The sequence below is a fragment of the Streptomyces sp. NBC_00016 genome, assembly GCF_045040885.1.
GTDB classification, from domain to species: domain Bacteria; phylum Actinomycetota; class Actinomycetes; order Streptomycetales; family Streptomycetaceae; genus Streptomyces; species Streptomyces coriariae.
In genome coordinates this window covers 3,964,999-3,984,872 of the sequence record NZ_CP108304.1, presented here as the reverse complement: position 1 = coordinate 3,984,872, position 19,874 = coordinate 3,964,999, and the positions used below count along the sequence as shown (strand labels likewise).

The following is a 19,874-nucleotide window of genomic DNA, read 5'->3' as shown; positions in this document are numbered from 1 at the left end:
GGCGGGCCCGGCCACCAGGTCGAACGGCCTGATCGGACGGACGCGACAGAGGCGGAAACGGACATGGGTGAACGGCTGAACGACGGCGCGGACCACAGCCGTCGGCGCACACACCCCGTGGACGCCGCCGCCGGCCACGAAGCCGCCGCCGGCCACGAAGCCGCCGCCGGCCACGAAGCCGCCGCCGACGCACCGGGAGCGGCGGCATCAGGGGCGGCGGCACCCCCGCTGGAGGCGCTGCTCGTCCAGGCCCTGAGTGCTCGGCCCCTGAGTTCTCAGGCCCCGCGCGCTCAGGGCCTGCGCGGGCCCGGCGACGGCGAGCGGCGGGCCGTCGCCGCCTTTCGGGCCGCCCGGGACGCGGGTGCGCACAAGGCCCGTACCCGGCGCCGGGACGACTGGCGGCCCAGGGCCCGGCGGCACACGGTCCGCTCGCTGCGGGCCACGCTCTCCGTGCTGGTCGCCGGACTCACCCTGGGCGGGGTCGCGTTCGCCGCCGTCGGGTCCTCCACGGACGGCGTCGCCGGCGGCGCGGGTCGCCCCGAACCGGCGGCGACCGCGACCGCGACCGGGGCCGGGTCCGTCGACGCCGAATCCGTGAGCCCCCAGCCGCCCGCCGCTGCCACCGACCGGGACCGTTCCGTGAGCGCCGAGGACACCGACGCGCACTGCCGTGCCTACGAGAAGGTCCTGGGGCGTGGCAAGGCGACGGACTCCACCGCCTGGCAGCGGCTCGTGACGGCGGCGGGCGGTGCGGAGAACGTCGTGGCGTACTGCGAGGCGGCGGCAGCGGCAGCCACATCGGCATCGGGATCGGGGTCGGCCGGGGGCGGGCCGAAGCCCGGCAAGAGCCCGAAGACCGACAAGACTGCGGAGGTCGGTTCCGGGGCCGGCAAGACACAGAAGGCCGAGCCTGCCCCGAAGGCCGGGAAGACACCCGAGGTCGGGCAGAGCGCCAAGGCCACCAAGGCCACCAAGGCCGCCAAGAGCGGGGCCGGGAGCCAGTAACCGGTTGCCGCCAAAGCAACGGCCGAGGCCGCCACCCCCCACAGGAGAGGCCCCGGCCGTCGCGCGGCACGGGCCGCGCGGCGGCCCGTACTCCCTACAGCGCCATGAGTGCGTTTTCTGTCACACCCCGCGCGCGCCCGCTCGCGTCACGAGTTAGTTGCATGTTCTACGGACATGGACGTGCGGCGGTTTCAGGTCGTAACGTGCCTTTCGCGCCGGACGGCCAAGCGGCAGACCACCGCAACGACCTGCGGTCCAGAAAACCGCGCACCATCGACCGAGGAACCACGACGTGGGGGACGACGCGGAGCTGACAGCCGCGGTGCTCGCGGCACAGAACGGGGACGAGACCGCGTTCCGGACTGTGTACCGCACGGTGCACCCGCGGCTGATCGGGTACGTACGCACGCTCGTCGGCGACCTCGACGCCGAGGACGTGTCCTCCGAGGCCTGGCTCCAGATAGCCAGGGACCTGGAGCGGTTCAGCGGCGACGCGGACCGTTTCCGCGGCTGGGCCGCCCGGATCGCCCGCAACCGCGCGCTGGACCACATACGCATGCGCGGCCGGCGCCCGGCGACGGTCGCCGACGAGACCGAACTGACCGGCCGCCCCGCCGAGTCCGACACCGCGGGCGAGGCCATGGAGGCGCTGGCCACCGGCCGCACCCTGGACCTCATAGCCCGGTTGCCGCAGGACCAGGCCGAGGCCGTCGTGCTGCGGGTCGTCATGGGCCTGGACGCCAAGACGGCCGCCGAGACGCTCGGCAAACGGCCCGGTGCCGTGCGTACGGCCGCGCACCGCGGCCTGAAGAAGCTCGCCGAACTGCTCGGCGAGGACCCGGAGACGGCCGGCGCGCTCGACGCACTGCCGTCCCCGCGAGAACCGCGCTCGCGCGCGGTGACGTCCGCCGGTGTGACGCATACGTGCGCGCGGACGCAGAAGGACATGTGATGGCCGACAAGCAGGACAGGTGGCTCGATCGCGAAACGGCGGAGCGTCTGCTGCGCGGTGAGTCACCGGACAACGCTGTCGACGCTGTCGATGCCGTGGCCCGGGAAGAGGCCGAGCGGCTCGCCCGGACCCTCGGCGCGCTCGCCGCGCTGGCCGCCGAGCCCCTGCCCGCCGACGAGGAACTGCCCGGTGAGGCCGCGGCCCTGGCCGCCTTCCGCAAGGCCCACGCGGACCGCGCCGACCTCGCGGGACGGGCCGGTCGGGCCGGCCTCGCCACGGATCCCGCCGGCCTGCACGGTGGGACGAAGGCCGCCGCCACCGGTCGGCTCCGGGGCACGCACGACGCCGACGCGGGACTGGTGCGCATCGGCGGCCGCGTCCCGGAGACCGGGCGTCCGGCCCGGTGGAGCCGACCTGTACGGCTCGGGCTGGCCGCCGCGCTCGCCGCCGGGATGGTGGGCGGGATCGCGGCCGGGACCGGTGTCCTGCCGACCCCGTTCGACGGTGCCGAACCCGCCCGTCCCGTGGCATCCGTCTCGGCCCCCGTGCCCCCGGACGAGCGCGCGCTCGTACCGCCCACGCCGGACGCCTCGGGCGGCGACGATGACCCGGCGACACCGGACGGCGGCACGGGCGCCACCGGCCGGGAGGACGCCGGGAACGGGAAGACGGACGGCGCGCCCTCGGCCACCCCGGACCCCCGCGGCACCTGGCCGACCGGCGTGGCCTCTTCCTGCCGCGACCTGAGCGCCGGCCGCACCCTGGACACCGAGCGCCGCCAGAGCCTGGAGCACCTCGCGGGCGGCCCGAAGCGCGTGCCCGAGTACTGCGCGGGTGTCCTCGACGGCACCGCCGCCAAAAACTCCCGAGGCGACGACCGCAATCCGTACGGCACCACCGGCCGGGACACCGGAAAGAACCAGAGCGACCGCGGAGGCCGCGGCGGCGCCACGGGCGACAGGTCCGGTTCGGGCGACAAGGGCGGCTCCGACGACGACGGCGACGGTGACGGGGGCCGCGATCGTGATCGTTACGGCGACCGTGACCGTGACCGCGACCGGGGTCGTGGTCACGGTGGCCGTGGCGAGGGACACGGCGGCGGTGGCCACGACGGTGACGGTGACGGTGGTGGTGACGGCCGGGAGCGCGGCGGCTCCGGCGATTCCGGCGGAAACTCGTCTTCTCACCGCCGCTGACCTGCGGTTTCGCGGATCGCCGAAGTTTCTTCGCCAGGGGTGTGACGTTTTCGGCGGCCGGAGCGCAGTAAGAAGTGAGCCGACTGGTCATCGGCCCTTGCACAGAGCCGGGGTTCCCCCCGTACTTCCGGCTCGTGCGCTCGGCGCGGGCGGGACACGTTCCCCCGGTCCCGCTCGCGCCCCAAACACCTCACACCGCTCTCGCGCCGCCGCGCTCACCAGGACACGACGACCTTGTCGCCGTTCCTGACCTGTGCGAAGAGACTCGCGATCGCCGTCTCGTCCCGCACGTTGACGCATCCGTGCGAGGCCCCCGCGTAGCCGCGGGCGGCGAAGTCGGACGAGTAGTGCACCGCCTGCCCGCCGCTGAAGAACATCGCGTACGGCATCGGTGAGTGGTAGAGCGTGGACACGTGGTCGCGGGACTTCCAGTAGACGTGGAACACACCCTCCCGGGTGGGCGTGTACTGCGAGCCGAAGCGGACCGACACCGTCGTCAGGGTCCGGCCGTCGACCATCCAGCGCAGGGTCCTGCTCGTCTTGTCGATGCACAGCACCCGTCCGGACAGGCAGCGCGGATCGGGCGCGGCGGCCGGCTGGCCGCCCATCGGATACAGCTCCCACTCCCCGGGTTCACGGGTCATCCTCAGCAGCCGCTGCCAGGTGACGGTGTCCGTCCGCCCCGTCACCGGCAGCCCGCGCTTGCCCTGGAAGCCCTTCACGGCCCCCTCGGTGACCTCGCCGTACGTGCCCGTGGGCCCGGCGAAGAGCCAGGCGATCTGGCGCAGCCGGGCCTGGAGCTCGCGGACGTCGCGTCCCTTGTCGCCGCGCGACCACAGGACAGCGGGAGGCGGGGCGCCGATGGCCGAGGCGCTGGGCCTGTCGTCGGTGGTGGTCCGGGCCGACGCCGACGGCGAGGCCGTCCGGCCGTCGTCGGAAGGCACGGGCGCGCGCGCCGTTCCGTCCCGGTCCGGGTCCTGCACGCTACAGCCGCACACCGTCACCAGAGCCGCCGTACCGGCCAGGACGGCGATCGATCTCCGCATCCGCATGCCTGAGATGTTCCCCCGGGATGACGCCTCGCGAACGGACCGGCATTGTGGTGAGCGGCACCGCGAACAGTCTGTGAGGAAGGTCCCAGCGTGGTCCTCTGCACCGGCTGCGCGCGTGCCGATACAGTCCGTCGGACGATCGGACCGTACTGGCGGGTAACCTACGGGCCGTTCGGACAGGTGACCGATAGGTGACCGGAGTGGTCGAAGCAGCGGGTATTGCTCAGCGGGAGGCATCACACCCATGACGCGTGAGTCGGAGTCCGGACTGCCCATCGAGCCGGTGTACGGGCCGCAGGACCTGGCGGGCTGGGACCCGGCCGGGCAGCTGGGCGAGCCGGGCAAGTACCCCTTCACCCGGGGCGTCTACCCGTCGATGTACACCGGCCGCCCCTGGACCATGCGCCAGTACGCGGGCTTCGGCACGGCGGTGGAGTCCAACGCCCGCTACCAGCAGCTGATCGCCAACGGCACGATGGGCCTGTCGGTCGCCTTCGACCTGCCCACCCAGATGGGCCACGACTCCGACGCCCCGATCGCGAGCGGCGAGGTCGGCAAGGTGGGCGTGGCCATCGACTCGGTCGAGGACATGCGGGTGCTGTTCGGCGGGATCCCGCTGGACAAGGTGTCGACGTCGATGACGATCAACGCCCCCGCGGCCCTGCTGCTGCTCATGTACCAGCTGGTCGGCGAGGAGCAGGGCGTCCCGGCCGACCGGCTCACGGGCACGATCCAGAACGACGTGCTGAAGGAGTACATCGCGCGCGGCACGTACATCTTCCCGCCCAAGCCCTCGCTCCGGCTGATCGCCGACATCTTCAAGTACTGCAAGGCCGAGATCCCGAAGTGGAACACGATCTCGATCTCCGGCTACCACATGGCGGAGGCGGGCGCGTCCCCGGCGCAGGAGATCGCCTTCACCCTGGCGGACGGCATCGAGTACGTGCGTACGGCGGTGGCGGCGGGGATGGACGTGGACGACTTCGCGCCCCGCCTGTCCTTCTTCTTCGTGGCCCGCACGACGATCCTCGAAGAGGTCGCGAAGTTCCGTGCCGCGCGCCGGATCTGGGCGCGGGTGATGCGGGAGGAGTTCGGCGCGAAGAACCCCAAGTCGCTGATGCTCCGCTTCCACACGCAGACGGCCGGCGTCCAGCTGACGGCCCAGCAGCCGGAGGTGAACCTGGTCCGGGTCGCCGTCCAGGGCCTGGCCGCGGTCCTCGGCGGCACCCAGTCCCTGCACACGAACTCCTTCGACGAGGCGATCGCGCTCCCCACGGACAAGAGCGCGCGTCTCGCCCTGCGCACCCAGCAGGTGCTGGCCTACGAGACGGACGTGACCGCGACCGTCGACCCCTTCGCGGGCTCCTACGTCGTCGAGAGGATGACCGACGACGTCGAGGCGGCGGCCGTCGAGCTGATGAAGAAGGTCGAGGACCTCGGCGGCGCGGTGTCGGCCATCGAGCACGGCTTCCAGAAGAACGAGATCGAGCGCAGCGCGTACCGGATCGCCCAGGAGACCGACTCCGGCGAGCGGGTCGTGGTCGGCGTCAACCGCTACCAGCTCGACACGGAGGAGCCCTACGAGCCGCTCCGGGTCGACCCGGCCATCGAGGCCCAGCAGGCCGAGCGGCTCGCGAAGCTGCGGGCCGAGCGCGACCAGGGGGCGGTGGACGCGGCACTGGACGCCCTGAAGAAGGCGGCCGAGGGCGAGGACAACGTCCTGTACCCGATGAAGGACGCGCTGCGGGCCCGGGCGACGGTGGGCGAGGTGTGCAACGCCCTCCGGGGGGTCTGGGGGACGTACGTGCCGTCGGATGCGTTCTGAGCTGGGCGATTCCCTGGAATGGGTGATCGGGGGCGGAAAATGCCCGTTCCTGGTTAGGCTCGTGGAGGGTGGTCCCGATAAGGAGGGTGCCGTGGCTGTGATGCTGCACGAGTCGTCGCTCGCTGATGCTGCCGACCGGCTGTGGGAGGAGCTGCCCGGGCACCGGGTGGAGATCCTCAACGGGAGCATTGTCGTGACACCGCCGCCGGATGGGCCGCACCAAGTGACACTGTCCTGGCTGATCGTGGCGTGCCACGAAGCCGGGGATCGGCAGGCCGGGCTGAAAACGGTCGGGGGAATCGGCTTGTGGTTGCCGACCGGGCCGGATGATTACGCCGTGCCGGACCTGTCCGTGGTGGATGCCGACTTCCACGACGCACTGGTCGAGAAGAACTGCTATGCCCCGCATGTCTTCCGCATGGTGTTGGAAGTGACGTCCTCCAACTGGACGAACGACACAGCCACCAAGGTCGACATCTACGCCAGGGCCAACATCCCGGTCTACGTCATCGCCGACCGCAGGCATGACGTGGTGCTCCTGTATCGAGACCCCGTCGACGGCAAGTACCCCGACCCCCTCCGCTACCAGCGAGGCCAGGCCGTCCCCGTTCCCGAGTCCGTCGGTGTCGCTCTCGAGCTCTCCGTCGACACCCTCCTCGACGGCGACGACTAGCCGAGGCCGACCCGTGCGCGGTAGGACGCGAGGCCTTCCTCCGTGGCGCCGGCCCAGCCCACATAGCCGTCCGGGCGGACCAGGAACACGCCGTCCGGCAGGGTCACCAGGGTCCAGTCCGGGCCCCTGAGCCGGTCGAAGAGGCGGACGCCGTCGACCGTCAGGTCCGGGACGCGGTCGCCGGCGGACAGCGGACCGGGGTTCTCCCGGGTCTCCTCGCTCAGTGACGAACGCCGGTAGTTCAGGCCCAGTTGGCGGGTCGACGCACCGCGCCTCGCCTCCTCGCGGTGGATCGCGGTGGAGAGGCCGAGCACGTGCTCGGCGACGGGGCGGCGCTCCTCCTCGTAGGTGTCCAGCAGGGCTTGTGGAGCCCGCCCGCCCAGCACCGCACCCAGTTTCCAGCCCAGGTTGTACGCGTCCTGGACGCTGGTGTTCAGGCCCTGGCCGCCGGCCGGGGAGTGGACGTGTGCCGCGTCGCCCGCCAGGAAGATCCGTCCCTCGCGGAAGCGGTCCGCCAGGGCGGCGCGCGGGCGGAAGTCGGACACCCAGAAGAGCTCCGTCACCGCCCCGGGTGCGAGGTGGGTGCGCTCCGAGACCAGCTTGCGGACGCCCTCCAGGGAGAGATCCGGATCCGTCCCGCCGGGGAGCCGCGCCACCAGCTGGAACTGGTCCGTCCCGGCCAGCGGGCACAGTGCGAGGAAGCCCGAGTCCGGCCCGCTCGGCGGGAACAGATGCCACCAGGTCCGGTCCAGGTCGGGGATCCGCACGTCCGCCACCAGGGCCGCGTCCGGGTCGAGCGTCTCGCCCCGCATCTCGATGCCCAGCGCGCGGCGCACCGCCGAGCGGCCGCCGTCCGCCGCGACGGCGTACCGGGCGCGGACCGGCTCGCCGGAGGCGAAGTGTGCCGTCACGCCCTCGGTGTCCTGCTCCAGCCGCACCACCTCACGGCCGAAGGCCACGGTCCCGCCCAGCTCCGTCAGCCGCGCCAGCAGGATCTCCTGGTTGCGCCACTGCGGGACCATCCAGGGGACGGTGAAGCGGCAGCCCTCCTCGCCGTCCTCCATCGGGTCGAACATCGCGTGCTCGCCGACCTGCTCGCCGTCCGCCCAGACCATGCCGACCGGGTACGCGCCACCGGCGGCGAGGATCCCGTCGAGGACGCCGAGATCCTCGTAGACCTCCATCGTGCGCGGCTGGAGGCCCTTGCCGCGGGAGCCGGGGGCGAGGGTCTCGCCGCGTTCCACCACCAGCGCTTCCACTCCGCGCCGGGCCAGGTCGATGCCGAGGGCGAGGCCGGTGGGGCCCGCGCCGACGATCAGGACGTCCACGTTCATATCCATGCAACTCTCCTTAACGCTGTTAAGTGCCGTCGTTCACGAGAATGGCCTTAACGGCGTTAAGCTGTCAAGTGTGAGTACCGAACGACGCGCCCCCCTCGACCGCAAGCGGGTGGCGGACACCGCGCTCAGGCTGCTCGACGAGGCGGGTCTCGACGGGCTGACCCTGCGTGCCATCGCCCGGGAGCTGGACGTCAAGGCGCCCGCCCTGTACTGGCACTTCAAGGACAAGCAGGCCCTGCTGGACGAGATGGCGACCGAGATGTTCCGGCGGATGGTCGCGGACACGGCACTCGACCCCGCCGACACCTGGCAGGACCGGACGCGCAAGGCCAACCACGGGCTGCGCGCGGCGCTGCTCGCCTACCGCGACGGCGCGCGGGTCTTCAGCGGCTCCCGCTTCACCGGCACCGACCACGCCGTCCAGCTGGAGCAGAACCTGCGCCTGTTCACCGCCGCCGGCTTCACCCTCGCCGACGCCGTGCGCGCCACGTCGACCGCGTTCGCGTACACCGTCGGGTTCGTCACCGAGGAACAGGGCGTGTACCCGCGGCCGGACGAGCGGCGCGAGGGGTTCGACGTGGCGGAACGCGCCCGGCTGCTCGCCGAGTTCCCGCTGTCGGCGCAGGCGGGCGCGGAGATGTTCGAGGACTACGACCGGCAGTTCGGGGAGGGTCTGGAGATCATCGTGGCCGGAATCGCCGCCCGGTACGGCGTGCGGTAGGCCCCATGGCCAAGGCCCGTCGGCCGTAGGTCGCGAGCCGGAGACGCCCGTCGATTCACCGCATTGCGTCACTCATCGCGCGTTCTCATCGCGTTCACATCGCGCACCTAGTTTCGCCGAATGCCTGACATATCCAGCCGGGTGCAGGAGTCCCGCGTGCCCCGTCAGCGGGGTGGCGCCGCGCTCGTCTCTTATGTACTGCCCGTCTTCAACGAACAGGACGGGATCCGCCACTTCCACGAGGAACTCGTGGCGGCCCTGCGCGAACGCCCCGAGTACGCCTTCGAGTTGGTGTACGTCGACGACGGCTCCGCCGACGGCACCTCGCTCATCCTGGAAGACATCGCGAAGAACGACCGGCGCGTCCGGGTCGTCGACTTCGCACGCAACTTCGGCCACCAGATGGCCATCACGGCCGGTATCGACGAGGCGCGCGGCGACGCCGTGATCGTCATGGACACCGACCTCCAGGATCCACCGAAGGTCAGCCTCCAGCTGATCGACGCCTGGCGGGACGGCGCGGAGATCGTGCACGCCCGTCGGCGCAGCCGTCAGGACACGCTCTTCAAGCGGGCCACCGCGCACGCCTACTACCGTCTGCTGCGGTCCTCCACCGAGGTGGACATCCCGCTGGACACCGGCGACTTCCGGCTGATGGACCGACGCGCCGCCGAAGAGCTGCGACGCTTCCGGGAGCGCAGCCGGTTCGTGCGCGGCATGGTCGCCTCGATGGGCTTCCGGCAGAGCGAGGTGCACTTCGACCGCGACGAGCGGTTCGCCGGCGAGACCAAGTACCCGCTGCGCAAGATGGCGCGTCTCGCCATCGACGGCCTGACCGGCTTCTCCACCGCACCCCTGCGGATGATCACCAAGCTGGGTTTCGCGGTGCTCGCGCTCTCCCTCGTCGGCATCTGCTACGCGCTCGGCATGAAGGTGCTGCGGCCCGAGATCACCGTCTCCGGCTGGACGATGCTGATGGTCGTCGTGCTGTTCATGGGCGGCGTGCAGATGCTGTCGCTCGGCGTGCTGGGCAGCTACATCGGACGGACGTACAACGAGGTGCAGGGGCGGCCCCTGTACACCGTGCGGCAGGTCATCTCGCACGACTCGGAGGCCGGCGGTGACGGCACCGGCAATGGCCACTGAGGACATGGTGCGGGCCGGCGCCCGTACGGGCACCGACGCCCCGGCGGGCGGCGACACCCCGAAGGACACCGGCACCGGCACCCGCACCCGCGACCTCCGGCAGCTGATCACGTACGCGCTGGTCGGCGGCAGCGGCGTCCTCCTCGACCTGGGCGCGTTCCTGCTGCTCTACAACGTGGCCGGCCTGCACGAGCAGGTGGCCAACGTGCTCTCCACCAGCCTCGGCATCACCAACAACTTCGTCCTGAACGCCCTGTTCACCTTCGGCAAGCGCGACCGTCTGCTGCGGCGCTATCTGCGCTTCTACGCCGTCGGCCTGACCGGTATCGCCCTGACGTTCGTCCTGCTCGCGGTGTTCTCCCGAGGGCTCGGCATCGATCCGAACCTGGTGAAGGCCGGCTCGCTGCCGTTGGTGCTGGTCTTCCAGTTCGCGCTCAACAGAAAGTGGAGTTTCGCATGAACCTCGGCGTCATCGGCGCGGGAGCGACCGGCCTCACCGCCGCGTACGACGCGGTCAAGCAGGGCCACGCGGTCACCGTCCTGGAGGCCGCCGACGAACTCGGCGGGCTCGCCGCGTCCATCCCCGTCGGGGGAGTGCCGCTGGAGCGCTACTACCACCACATCTTCCGCAGCGACCGCTCGATGATCGAGCTCATCGAGGAACTGGGTCTCGGCGGCGACCTGCGCTTCCACAAGACCACCACCGGTGTGTTCCGGGGCGGGCGCATCCACCCCTTCAGCACGCCGCTGGAGATGCTGACCTCCCCGCTGTACGGCCTGCCCGCCGGCGTCCGCTTCGGTCTGTCGTCGGCCTGGCTGAAGGTCGTGCGCGACGGGGAGCGGTTCACCGACCGCACCGCCCTGAGCTGGCTGCGCAAGTGGGCCGGGCGGCGCGCCACCGAGGCCGTCTGGGAGCCGCTGCTGCGCGGCAAGTTCGGTGACCGCGCCGACCAGGTGTCCATGGCCTGGCTGTGGGCGCGGGTCCACTGCCGTACCTTCGAACTCGGCTATATGGACGGCGGGTTCGAGCGGGTGTACGCGACGCTCGCCGACCGGATCGCCGAGCGCGGCGGCAAGGTCGAGTTCGGCAAGCGGATGGAGACGATCCGTCAGGACGGCGGCGACGGGCAGGTCACCGTACGCACCGCCGACGGCGCCTCGTACACCTTCGACCATCTGATCGTCACCACTCCGCAGCCCGCCTTCGCCAAGGCCGCCGACGCGCCCGCCGACGACGCCGTCTGGCGCAACCAGTACCTGGGCGCGACCTGCTTCGTCCTGGAGCTGGACCGCAGCGCCATCCCGTACTACTGGCTCAACATCAACGAGCCCGACTTCCCCTTCCTGGCGGTCGTCGAGCACACACAGATGATCGACCCGGCGCAGTACGGGGGCCGTCACATCCTCTACGTGGGCAACTACGTCGAGCGGGACGACCGGCGCTTCACCACCGAGCCGGCCGAGCTGCTGGAGCGGTTCCTGCCGTGGCTCCAGCGGGTGAACCCGGAGTTCGACCGCTCCTGGATCCAGGCCTGGCACTTCTCGCGGGCGCCCTTCGCCCAGCCCGTGGTCACGCCCGAGTACAAGGCGCTGATCCCCGGCCACGAGACCCATCTCAGCGGGGTGACCCTCGCGACGATGGCGCAGATCTACCCGCAGGACCGGGGGCAGAGCTACTCGGTGGAGCTGGGGCACAAGGCGGCGCGCATCGCGGGAGTGGCCTGACCCGGCCTGCCGCACACAGGAACGGCCCCGGCGGGGAGTTCACCGCCGGGGCCGTTCCGCTGTGCCGTACCTGCCTCAGCGGCGCGCGGTGCACACCACGATCTGCTGCCCCTCCGGCTTTGGGCACTTGTACGCCCTGCGGATGTCGGCGGCGATCCGCGGGTCGATGATGCCGAGCGACAGCCAGCTGGGCTGGTAGACGGCGTAGGCGGCCGGGTGCTCCTGCGTGATGCAGCGCACGTTCTCCCGGGTCGACTCCAGCGAAGGCACGTCGGTGAGCTGCTTGGGCACGTTGAAGAACGTGGGGAAGGGATACCGGCAGGCGGTCGGGTGGCCTATGTAGTACGCCTGCTGGCCGAAGGTCAGATACAGCACGGGCGCGCCGTCCGGGAGCAGGGCGTCCACCTGCTCGGCCGCCGCTCGCGCCGACCGCGCCTGTTCCTTGAGCTCCGCGTTGGTCGTGACGATCCGCCCCTCGATCACGCGGACCCCGGACAGGGGCCACACGGTCGCGGCCAGGCACACGACGACCGCGAGGACCGGCAGGGCGACCGGAACGCGAAGGGCGCGCGGGCGCGGTGCCCGCACCCACAGCAGGTCGATCACCCCGGCGAGGAGCGCCGCCGCCGAGGCGAGCCACGCGACGACGTCCGTGTCCACGTCCGCACGGACGAGGGCGAGCAGCGGGGCCAGTACCCCGTACAGCAGGGCGAGCACGGTGAGGCACAGCGGAGGCCGGCCGTGCGCGCCGTACCAGCGGCCGATCGCGAGAGCGGTCAGGGCCGCGGCCACCACCGGCAGGCTCTCGCCGTGGTAGGCGAACCAGTTGCCCTGGTAGACCACGACGGCCAGACCGACGACCAGGAGCAGCAGCGTGACGAGCACGGCCTCGACGCGCTGCCGGCGCGACGGAAGCGTGGCGGCGAACAGCAGCAGCGCGCCGGGCAGCAGCGCGAGCACCGGCGTCACCGCGATCCGGTCGCCCAGGTAGTCGGCGGTCCGCAGCAGCAGGTCGGAGGCGACGATCGGGTCCTTGCCCAGCGCGTGCGCGTTGATGTGCGGCATGTCGCGCAGCCACTGGAGCTCGCGCGAGCCCGACCAGGCGCTGACCGCGAACAGCAGGCCGGTGCCGACGGCGGTCGCGGCGGCGAGCAGCAGGCCCCGTACCCGGTCCACGGCGAGGACCACGAGGAGCGCCATCGCGGCGGTGCCCGCGGTGGAGAACTTCATCAGCACGGCGAGACCGAGCGGCAGTGCGCCGAGCGCCGCGGCCTGCCAGCGGCCGCGGACACCCAGCGCGGCGGCGACGCCGACCGTCGCGAAGACGATCGCGAACCACTCCGGCTGCAAGTAGTCGATGACGGGCGCGAAGGCCAGCGTGAGGGCGATCAGGCCCGAGACGAGCAGCGCGTCCCGCTCGGGCATACGGCGGCGCAGGGTCCGGTGCAGCAGCAGACCGGCGGCCGCGCACAGGGCGATGCCGATGAGCCGCAGGAGGGCCTCGCGCACCGCGTTCGAGCCGCCGGTGACGGAGTCCAGACCGTCGAGCAGCCAGCGGTAGAAGAAGGGCCGGTGGGCGAAGATCTCGGACGGGGAGAGCCCGCTCGCCCCCGTCGTCCGCAGGGCGGCGAGTACATAGCGGATGTCGAGAAAGACACCGGCGGTGAGGGTCGTGTAGATCAGCAGCGCGGCCGTGGTGAGGGCGGTGGTCCACCCCGCGGGAGAGCCGAGGCGCAGCCGACGCGATGCCGGTCCGTGCGGACTCCGCCCGCGCTGCGCGGCGGGCGGAGGTGCGGTGGATATGTCGGTCACGTGCGCGAACGTAGCATCGAATTCCGCGAGAATTACGGGGTGATGAAAAGGGGAGGCGCCGGCTCACCCGTTCTTCATCTGCCATTTCCCGACCCGATCCGGATGTCACGCCGAATTCACCTGAGGGTCGGCGACGGGACATGCGGAAGCTGATCCTACTTTCTTAGGATCACTTGACTTTCCGCTGAGAATCCAGGTGCGCACTCGTGGCCAACACACCGACCCTGTCCGTCGTCGTCCCCTGCTACAACATCGAGTCATATCTACCCGAGACGGTGACCAGTCTGGTCAACAATGCGCGGGACGACTTCGAGTTCATCTTCGTCGAGGACAGATCCACCAAGGACAGGACCTACGAAGCGCTCCTCGCCCTGACGGAGCGGCTGGGGAACAGCCGGGTGATCCGGCACGAGCACAACGGCGGACTGGCCACCGCGCGCAACACCGGCATCGACGTCGCGGAAGGCCGCTACCTCACCTTCCTCGACGGCGACGACTGGCTCGCGCCCGGCTATCTGGCCCGGCTGGTGGACGTCGTCGAGCGGTTCGACGTCGACTTCGTCCGCACGGACCATGTGCAGGTCACCGGTATCGAGCGGGCCCTTCACCGGGCGCCCGAGGGCCGCCGCCACACCCCGCTCGACCCGCGCACCTCGATCCTCCCCGTCGACGACACCACGATGGTCGACTATCCGTACGCCTGGGCCGGCGTCTACCACCGCCGCCTCCTGGAGCGGGGCATGCTCCGCTTCCACGACGGGCTGCGCACCGCCGAGGACCGGCCGTGGATCTGGGACCTGCACCGCAGGGCGGAGTCCTACGTCGTCGCCAGCCTGCACGGGGTCTTCTACCGCCGGGGCATCGCCAGTTCGCTCACCCAGATCGGCGACGTGCGCCAGCTGGACTTCTTCCGCTCCTTCGACCTCGTCCTCGCCGAACTCGCCGACGATCCCGAGGCGGACCGGCTGCGCGGGAAGGCGCTGCGCAACTTCTGCGTCGTCATCGCCCACCAGCTGATCGACCGGCGCCGGTTCGAGCGCAGTGTCGCCGCGAAGCTGAAGCGGCTGGCCGCCGAGGCGCTGGGCGCGATGAGCGAGGAGGAACTGAGCGAGGCCGTGGTGGGGATGGGTGAGGAACGTGTCCATGTGCTGCGCCGGGTCCGCGGCGGTATGAAGGGTGTGGCGGCATGATCCAGATATTCTGCTCGGCCACCCAGTACGCCGCCGCGACCGTCACCGCCGCGATCCGCGCCGGCCGGTTCGGCCCGCGCGAGGGCGTCCGCCGCATCCTCGTCGTCAGCAACACCGCCGCCGCGCCCGAGGTCTCCACCCCACTGGACCGGATGGCCGGCTTCGAGAAGCTGCGCCCCGAGTTCGACCAGGTGTACTCCTGGAACGAGTTCATCTCCCCGCACCACCCGGCCGGCTGGTCGCCGCGCGCCCAGGACACCCGGCTCTGGGAGAAGGCCGTACGCCTCGCCTGGGACCTGGGCGAGGAACCGGTCGAGATCGCCTGCGAGTCCATCCAGGCCAACCCGTCCCGCGCGATCGCCGACATCTTCGCGGACAGCCCGATCCACGTGTACGCGGACGGACTGATGAGCTACGGCCCGACCCGCAACCGCATCCCGCACGGCATGAGCAGCCGCATCACCCGCGTGCTCCACCTCGACCTGGTGCCCGGACTGCGGCCGATGCTCCTGTCCGAGTACGGCGTCCGGCCCGAGGCCGTGCCGGGCGAGGCGATGGTCGACGTCCTCGCGCAGATCGGCGAGTCCGGCGCCGGCGTCCTCGCCGAGCGGCTCCCGGCCGACCACCGCGCCACCGCCGTGCTCCTCGGCCAGTACCTCTCCGCGATCGACCTGATCACCCAGGACGAGGAGGAGCGGCTGCACGTCCGCATGCTGCGTGCCGCCGCCCGCGCGGGTCACCGGGACGTGCTGTTCAAGCCGCACCCGAGCGCGCCCGCCGTCTACAGCGAGTCCCTCGAGGCGGCCGCCGGTGAACTCGGCGTGCGGCTCACCGTGCTGAACGAACCGATCCTCGCCGAGACGGTCTTCGCCTTCCTGAAGCCCGAGCTCGTCATCGGCTGCTTCTCCACGGCACTGATGACCGCCGCCGCCTTCTACGGCATTCCCGTCGCCCGGGTCGGCACGGAGCTGCTCCTGGAACGCATCACCCCGTACGAGAACAGCAACCGCGTCCCGCTGACCATCATCGACGTGGCGCTGCCCGACGCGGAGCACGCGGAGCTCGGCGCCCCGCTCGAACTGGCGGGGGCGGCCGAGCGACTGACGCCGCTGATCCGGGCCGTGGGGTACTGCATGCAGTCCCGCAAGTACCACAGCCTGCGCGCCGAGGCGGTCACCTGGCTCGCCGCGCATCTCACCGAACAGTCCCCGTACCAGCGCTACTTCAAGCGCCGCCGCCTCACCAGCCTGCGCCTCCCCGGCGGCGGCCCGATCCGGGCCGAGGCCCTGCGCCGCCACCCGGCGGTACGCCGTGCGGTACGCCGGCTGCGGCAGACGGCGCAATAGCGGCGGAGTGGGTGAGCGGGGACGCGCAGCGCCCCGCTCAGGGGCGCGGGGCTCTGTCGATCTGCGGCTCCGCCGCGTGGGCGCGACCGGCCACGACGGTGCCGCGGACGGCTTACGGCGTACCGCGGCACCGCCCGACCGCTCAAGCCCGCCGCACGGCGAGCGCCCGCTTCAGCCGTGGCCCGACCGGCTTCTCCACGAACCGGTGCAGGAGCCAGGCGATACCGAGCATGGACAAGACGGTCGTCCCGAACGTCAGCCACGCGTTCAGACCGAAGTCGCGGTACAGCACCCGGATGAAGAACCAGCCCAGATGCTCGTGGATCAGATAGAAGGGGTACGTCAGCGCCCCGGCCACCGTCAGCCAGCGCCAGTTGGCCCGGCTCGTCCAGCCCAGGGCCACCGCGGCGACGGCGACGAAGGCGACGAGGACGATCAGCTGGATGACGTACGGGCTGCGGTGGAACTGGCCCTGCGGGCCGGGGTGCCACAGGGCCGTGACCGAGTAGCGCTGGCCGAGCAGGAAGCTGAAGCCGACGATGCCCCACAGCAGCAGGTCGTTGCCGAAGCGGTGGATCAGGTAGAAGGCCAGACCGCCGATGAAGTACGGGGCGTGGTCACGCATCACCAGCTCGTCGGTCAGCGGGTTGTCGGCGACCCGGGCGAAGACACCGGCCAGCGTCCACAGGCAGCAGAAGATCACCACCCTGCGGTAGGTGACGCCCCGCCAGACCACGAACAGCGCGAACAGGGCGTAGAAGCGCACCTCCACCCAGAGCGTCCAGTCCACGCCCAGCACCCGGGGAACGCCCATCGGCTGCTGGAGCATGGTGAGGTTGGTGAGGATCTCGTCCGAGCGCAGCGGCGAGGTCACCACCGGCAGGATCAGACCCGCGGCGGTGACCAGGACGATCGCCGCCCAGTACGCCGGGTACAGCCGGGCGACCCGGGAGCGGAAGAAGTCCCCCGTGCTCCGGCCCCAGCTGCTCATGCAGATCACGAACCCGCTGATCAGGAAGAAGAACTGCACGCCCAGGCTGCCGTAGGTGGCGAACTGCGACAGCGTCGGGAACTTCTGGCCGGGGGACTGGTGCCAGGACTGCGCGACCTCGCCGTTCTTGCCGGCGTAGTGGTAGAAGCAGACCATCAGGGCCGCCAGCAGGCGCAGCCCGTCCAGGGCCCGCAGCCGGCTCTCCGCCCGGGGCCGGACCGGCGCCCGGTCGGGGATGAGAAGGTTCAGCCGGAGTGCCGGGGGCGGGGCCGGTGCCGCCGCCTGGTCAGCCGCGCTCATCCTGGGACCTTCCGTGGGAGTCATGAGAGGTGTTCCGTCGTGAGGGACGGCCATGGGCCGCCGGCTCGACGACGGAACGCTATGCAGCTCCGACAAGTCCGGGATGAGTGACGGCTGACTCACCGGCGGCGTAAGAATGACGATCGGATGAACAGCTGTCCCGGTATGTCGGGTTTCCGGTCGTGGGGTGACCGGCACACCGGAGACCCGACCGCTACCGCTTGCCGGTCGCGCGCTTCAGGGCCCGCGCCCGGCGCGCCAGGCGGCGGACGGTCGCGTTGCGCGGGATGAAGGCGAGCTGGCCCGGGACGGCACCGGGGAGGGCCAGCGCCGCCAGGCGCCGGCGCTTGAAGTAGCGCCAGGTGTGCGGGTCGAGGTGCGTGGAGAGGTAGCGCTCCGCCTCGGCCTGCAGCCCCGGGTAGATCTTGGGCTGCATCGCGAAGCCGACGGCCTTGAGCAGCGCGGCCAGCTCCGCCACGCGCTCCGCCGACGGCATGGCCCACGCCTCCACCGCCGGCCCGTCCGCCAGATCCGGCAGCAGGGCGTCGACGATGGTGAGCGGCACCCGGTTGCTGTTCTGGTACGGCGCGAGCCTGGCCAGCACCGTGCCGGTGCCGACCCGGGCGACCGGGAGGCCGTACAGACCGGCGGCGGTGAGCAGCGCGGTGGAGAAGCAGCCGACGACGAGAGCGGGCCGCAGCCGCTGGTAGGCCACCTCCGCGAGGACGGGCCGGTCGAGGAGGGCGAGTTCGGCGCCCAGCTTCTTCGCCTCGTCCTCCAGCAGCCGGGACCAGCGGGCGGGTGCCACGGGGTGCGGCTTGAAGACGAGCCTGCGGTGCCCGAGCGCCACGGCGCCGCGCACCATGCCCAGGTGCAGCTCCTCCTCCTCGGCGTCGCCGAGGATGCCGAGCGCCGAGAGGTACTGCCCCAGGAGCAGCGCCGGTTGCTCCTCGGGGGCGGGCACCTCGGTCTCGTCCTCGGCGAGTTCGCCCAGCACCTTCAGAAACGCCTCGGACGGCACCAGCACCGGCGGCACGCCGAACTCGGTGAGCAGCAGGGGGGTGAGGCCCGGCACCAGATCGAGGTGCAGCAGCCGGTCGACCCGGGTGCCGACCAGCGGGTCGATCTTGTCGCGGGTGGGGCCGTAGCTCATCAGGCCGTCGGCGTAGGCGTCGACGGGCGCGCCGGTGAACATCTGGCACAGCGCCAGGGCCGGGTTCACCTGGATGGACTCCACGGCCAGGCGGACCTCGTCGTCACCGAGGTCCCACAGCAGCCGTACGTACCGCTCCCACATCGGGATGTCGTCCCCGCGGGGGCCCCAGCCGCCGGGGTGGAAGGGGGCGATGGTCTCGTTCCAGGACAGCACCTCGTCGAAGCGCTCACGGATCCGGGCGAAGCCCGGCATGGCGTCCACGGACGGCGTGATCTCCGGATTGACCGCGTTGTTGGTGACGAGCAGCAGCCGGCGGTCGGTCGGTTCGAAGAGCCCGGCGTCGAGGGCCGCGGCCAGGGTCGCGGCGCCGTACAGGGTCGAGACGCAGAAGATCCGGGTCGTGCGAGGCATCAGACGGCCACCGTCCGAGCCGCCACCGGCCTGCGCCGTACCCGCCGCAGCGCACTCGCCCGCTGTACGTCCATCGAGTCCATGACCTCCGCGAGCACGTCCTGCGGCATTCGCTTCAGGGCGGCGGCGCACAGGGAGCGCAGTTTCCGTGCCACGGCGGGTTCGAACCTTTCGATCGAGCCGAGGTGATGCGTCATGATCGCGCAATAGGTGCGCACCGCCTTGGGCAGCAGCTTCTCGCCCTCGGCGTCCCGCGCCGTCTCCTCGATCACCTGGTCGAAGGCGCGGATGAAGTCCAGTTGGCGTACATCGCCGATCTGGGTGAGGGAGGAGGCCACCCCGCGCCGGTAGTAGACGCCCAGCAGCCCCACCACGGCGAAGGTGTCGGCCTCCCGGTGGAGCTTCCAGATCCAGGGCCGGTCCTCGGCCGTCCGCAGCCCGTCGGTGAAGTGCAGCAGCCCGCGGTCGACGAGACGGCGGTGGTAGATGCCGGCCCAGGCGTAGGCGTAGTCCACCGAAGTGGACCGGTCGGCGGGCAGGATCGCCTCCCGCGGGTTCATCACCGTCCCGCGCCTGCCGTGCGGCACGCGGTGAATGCTCCGGGCCCGCGCGGTGCACTGCACGTGGTCGGTGCGGACGAAGTCGCAACCCAGCTGCTCGATGGAGGCGAGGAGCCGGGGAAAGTATCCGGGCGCAAGCCAGTCGTCGCCGTCCAGGAAAGTCAGATAATCGCCGCGCGCCTTGTCTATGCCGGTGTTTCTCGCGGTCGCCAGCCCTCCGTTCTTTTCGTGTCTGACCAACACCGCGCCCGGCAGTTCTCGCTCCGCACGCGTCAGGATCTCCGAGGTCGCGTCGGTCGAGCAGTCGTCGACCAGGATGAACTCGAAGTCCTCGCGTGCGTTCGAACGCAGGCTCGTCAGGGTGTCGGGCGCGTATTGCTGAACGTTGTAGAACGGCACGATCACGGAAAGCTTGGGCACCTGCGAAACCCTAGAAGGGCACCCGGCGGCAAAACTTTCCGGTGCGGATACGG

17 protein-coding genes are annotated in these 19,874 nt (G+C 71.3%); 11 read left to right on the top strand and 6 right to left on the bottom strand.

Annotated elements, in window-relative coordinates; translation table 11 throughout:
* The first annotated feature begins 63 nt into the window (after window positions 1-63).
* From OG933_RS17490 to OG933_RS17480, 3 genes are all read left to right on the top strand, one after another.
* Window positions 64-1,005, top strand: a complete 942-nt coding sequence (locus tag OG933_RS17490; protein WP_405627746.1) for a hypothetical protein — start codon at window positions 64-66, stop codon at window positions 1,003-1,005.
* 292 nt (window positions 1,006-1,297) lie between these two features.
* Window positions 1,298-1,957, top strand: coding sequence for an RNA polymerase sigma factor (locus OG933_RS17485; RefSeq protein WP_362517511.1), 660 nt, complete (start codon window positions 1,298-1,300; stop codon window positions 1,955-1,957).
* A complete protein-coding gene (locus OG933_RS17480) occupies window positions 1,957-3,153 on the top strand; it encodes a hypothetical protein (protein WP_405627744.1) in 1,197 nt (398 codons plus the stop codon). Before OG933_RS17485 ends, OG933_RS17480 begins: the two co-directional genes overlap by 1 nt.
* Window positions 3,154-3,368: 215 nt before the next feature.
* Here the strand turns inward: OG933_RS17480 and OG933_RS17475 are convergent, their stop codons facing one another.
* Window positions 3,369-4,205, bottom strand: a complete 837-nt coding sequence (locus tag OG933_RS17475) for a L,D-transpeptidase family protein (protein WP_405627742.1) — start codon at window positions 4,203-4,205, stop codon at window positions 3,369-3,371.
* Window positions 4,206-4,449: 244 nt separating this feature from the next.
* Here OG933_RS17475 and OG933_RS17470 point away from each other — a divergent pair, with 244 nt between their 5' ends.
* A complete protein-coding gene (locus tag OG933_RS17470) occupies window positions 4,450-6,030 on the top strand; it encodes a methylmalonyl-CoA mutase (RefSeq protein WP_405627740.1) in 1,581 nt (526 codons plus the stop codon).
* Window positions 6,031-6,130: 100 nt separating this feature from the next.
* Window positions 6,131-6,703, top strand: coding sequence for a Uma2 family endonuclease (locus OG933_RS17465; RefSeq protein ID WP_362268728.1), 573 nt, complete (start codon window positions 6,131-6,133; stop codon window positions 6,701-6,703).
* On the opposite strand, the gene OG933_RS17460 is transcribed toward OG933_RS17465, so the two are convergent.
* A complete protein-coding gene (locus tag OG933_RS17460) occupies window positions 6,700-8,037 on the bottom strand; it encodes an FAD-dependent monooxygenase (RefSeq protein ID WP_405633421.1) in 1,338 nt (445 codons plus the stop codon). The two genes, OG933_RS17465 and OG933_RS17460, sit on opposite strands and share 4 nt — an antisense overlap.
* 76 nt (window positions 8,038-8,113) lie before the next feature.
* Between OG933_RS17460 and OG933_RS17455 the strand changes: the two genes are divergently transcribed.
* The 4 genes from OG933_RS17455 to OG933_RS17440 all read left to right on the top strand — a co-directional run bounded on the left by OG933_RS17455 (window position 8,114) and on the right by OG933_RS17440 (window position 11,635).
* The gene (locus tag OG933_RS17455; RefSeq protein ID WP_362517502.1) at window positions 8,114-8,764 is read left to right on the top strand and encodes a TetR/AcrR family transcriptional regulator C-terminal domain-containing protein; all 651 of its coding nucleotides are present in this window, start codon (window positions 8,114-8,116) and stop codon (window positions 8,762-8,764) included.
* A 120-nt stretch (window positions 8,765-8,884) separates the two neighbouring features.
* A complete protein-coding gene (locus OG933_RS17450; RefSeq protein WP_405627738.1) occupies window positions 8,885-9,910 on the top strand; it encodes a glycosyltransferase family 2 protein in 1,026 nt (341 codons plus the stop codon).
* Window positions 9,900-10,370 carry a GtrA family protein gene (locus tag OG933_RS17445; protein WP_362517496.1) on the top strand — a complete coding sequence of 157 codons (471 nt, stop codon included), beginning with the start codon at window positions 9,900-9,902 and terminating at the stop codon, window positions 10,368-10,370. The genes OG933_RS17450 and OG933_RS17445 overlap by 11 nt, the downstream gene beginning before the upstream one ends.
* On the top strand, window positions 10,367-11,635 hold the full coding sequence (locus OG933_RS17440; RefSeq protein WP_405627736.1) for an NAD(P)/FAD-dependent oxidoreductase: 1,269 nt from the start codon (window positions 10,367-10,369) through the stop codon (window positions 11,633-11,635). Before OG933_RS17445 ends, OG933_RS17440 begins: the two co-directional genes overlap by 4 nt.
* Window positions 11,636-11,710: 75 nt before the next feature.
* On the opposite strand, the gene OG933_RS17435 is transcribed toward OG933_RS17440, so the two are convergent.
* On the bottom strand, window positions 11,711-13,447 hold the full coding sequence (locus OG933_RS17435; protein ID WP_405627734.1) for a hypothetical protein: 1,737 nt from the start codon (window positions 13,445-13,447) through the stop codon (window positions 11,711-11,713).
* Between the two features lie 206 nt (window positions 13,448-13,653).
* Here OG933_RS17435 and OG933_RS17430 point away from each other — a divergent pair, with 206 nt between their 5' ends.
* Both OG933_RS17430 and OG933_RS17425 read left to right on the top strand, forming a co-directional pair.
* Window positions 13,654-14,637 (top strand): glycosyltransferase family 2 protein, encoded by a 984-nt coding sequence (locus tag OG933_RS17430; protein ID WP_405627732.1) that lies wholly within the window; start codon window positions 13,654-13,656, stop codon window positions 14,635-14,637.
* Complete coding sequence (locus OG933_RS17425; RefSeq protein WP_405627731.1) at window positions 14,634-15,983, top strand: polysialyltransferase family glycosyltransferase; 1,350 nt, start codon at window positions 14,634-14,636, stop codon at window positions 15,981-15,983. Before OG933_RS17430 ends, OG933_RS17425 begins: the two co-directional genes overlap by 4 nt.
* Before the next feature lie 142 nt (window positions 15,984-16,125).
* Here the strand turns inward: OG933_RS17425 and OG933_RS17420 are convergent, their stop codons facing one another.
* The 3 genes from OG933_RS17420 to OG933_RS17410 form a co-directional block, all read right to left on the bottom strand.
* Window positions 16,126-17,274 carry an acyltransferase family protein gene (locus tag OG933_RS17420; RefSeq protein ID WP_405627730.1) on the bottom strand — a complete coding sequence of 383 codons (1,149 nt, stop codon included), beginning with the start codon at window positions 17,272-17,274 and terminating at the stop codon, window positions 16,126-16,128.
* A 214-nt stretch (window positions 17,275-17,488) separates the two neighbouring features.
* Window positions 17,489-18,841 carry a polysialyltransferase family glycosyltransferase gene (locus OG933_RS17415; RefSeq protein ID WP_362517478.1) on the bottom strand — a complete coding sequence of 451 codons (1,353 nt, stop codon included), beginning with the start codon at window positions 18,839-18,841 and terminating at the stop codon, window positions 17,489-17,491.
* On the bottom strand, window positions 18,841-19,821 hold the full coding sequence (locus OG933_RS17410; protein ID WP_327184757.1) for a glycosyltransferase family 2 protein: 981 nt from the start codon (window positions 19,819-19,821) through the stop codon (window positions 18,841-18,843). Before OG933_RS17410 ends, OG933_RS17415 begins: the two co-directional genes overlap by 1 nt.
* Between the last annotated feature and the right edge of the window lie 53 nt (window positions 19,822-19,874).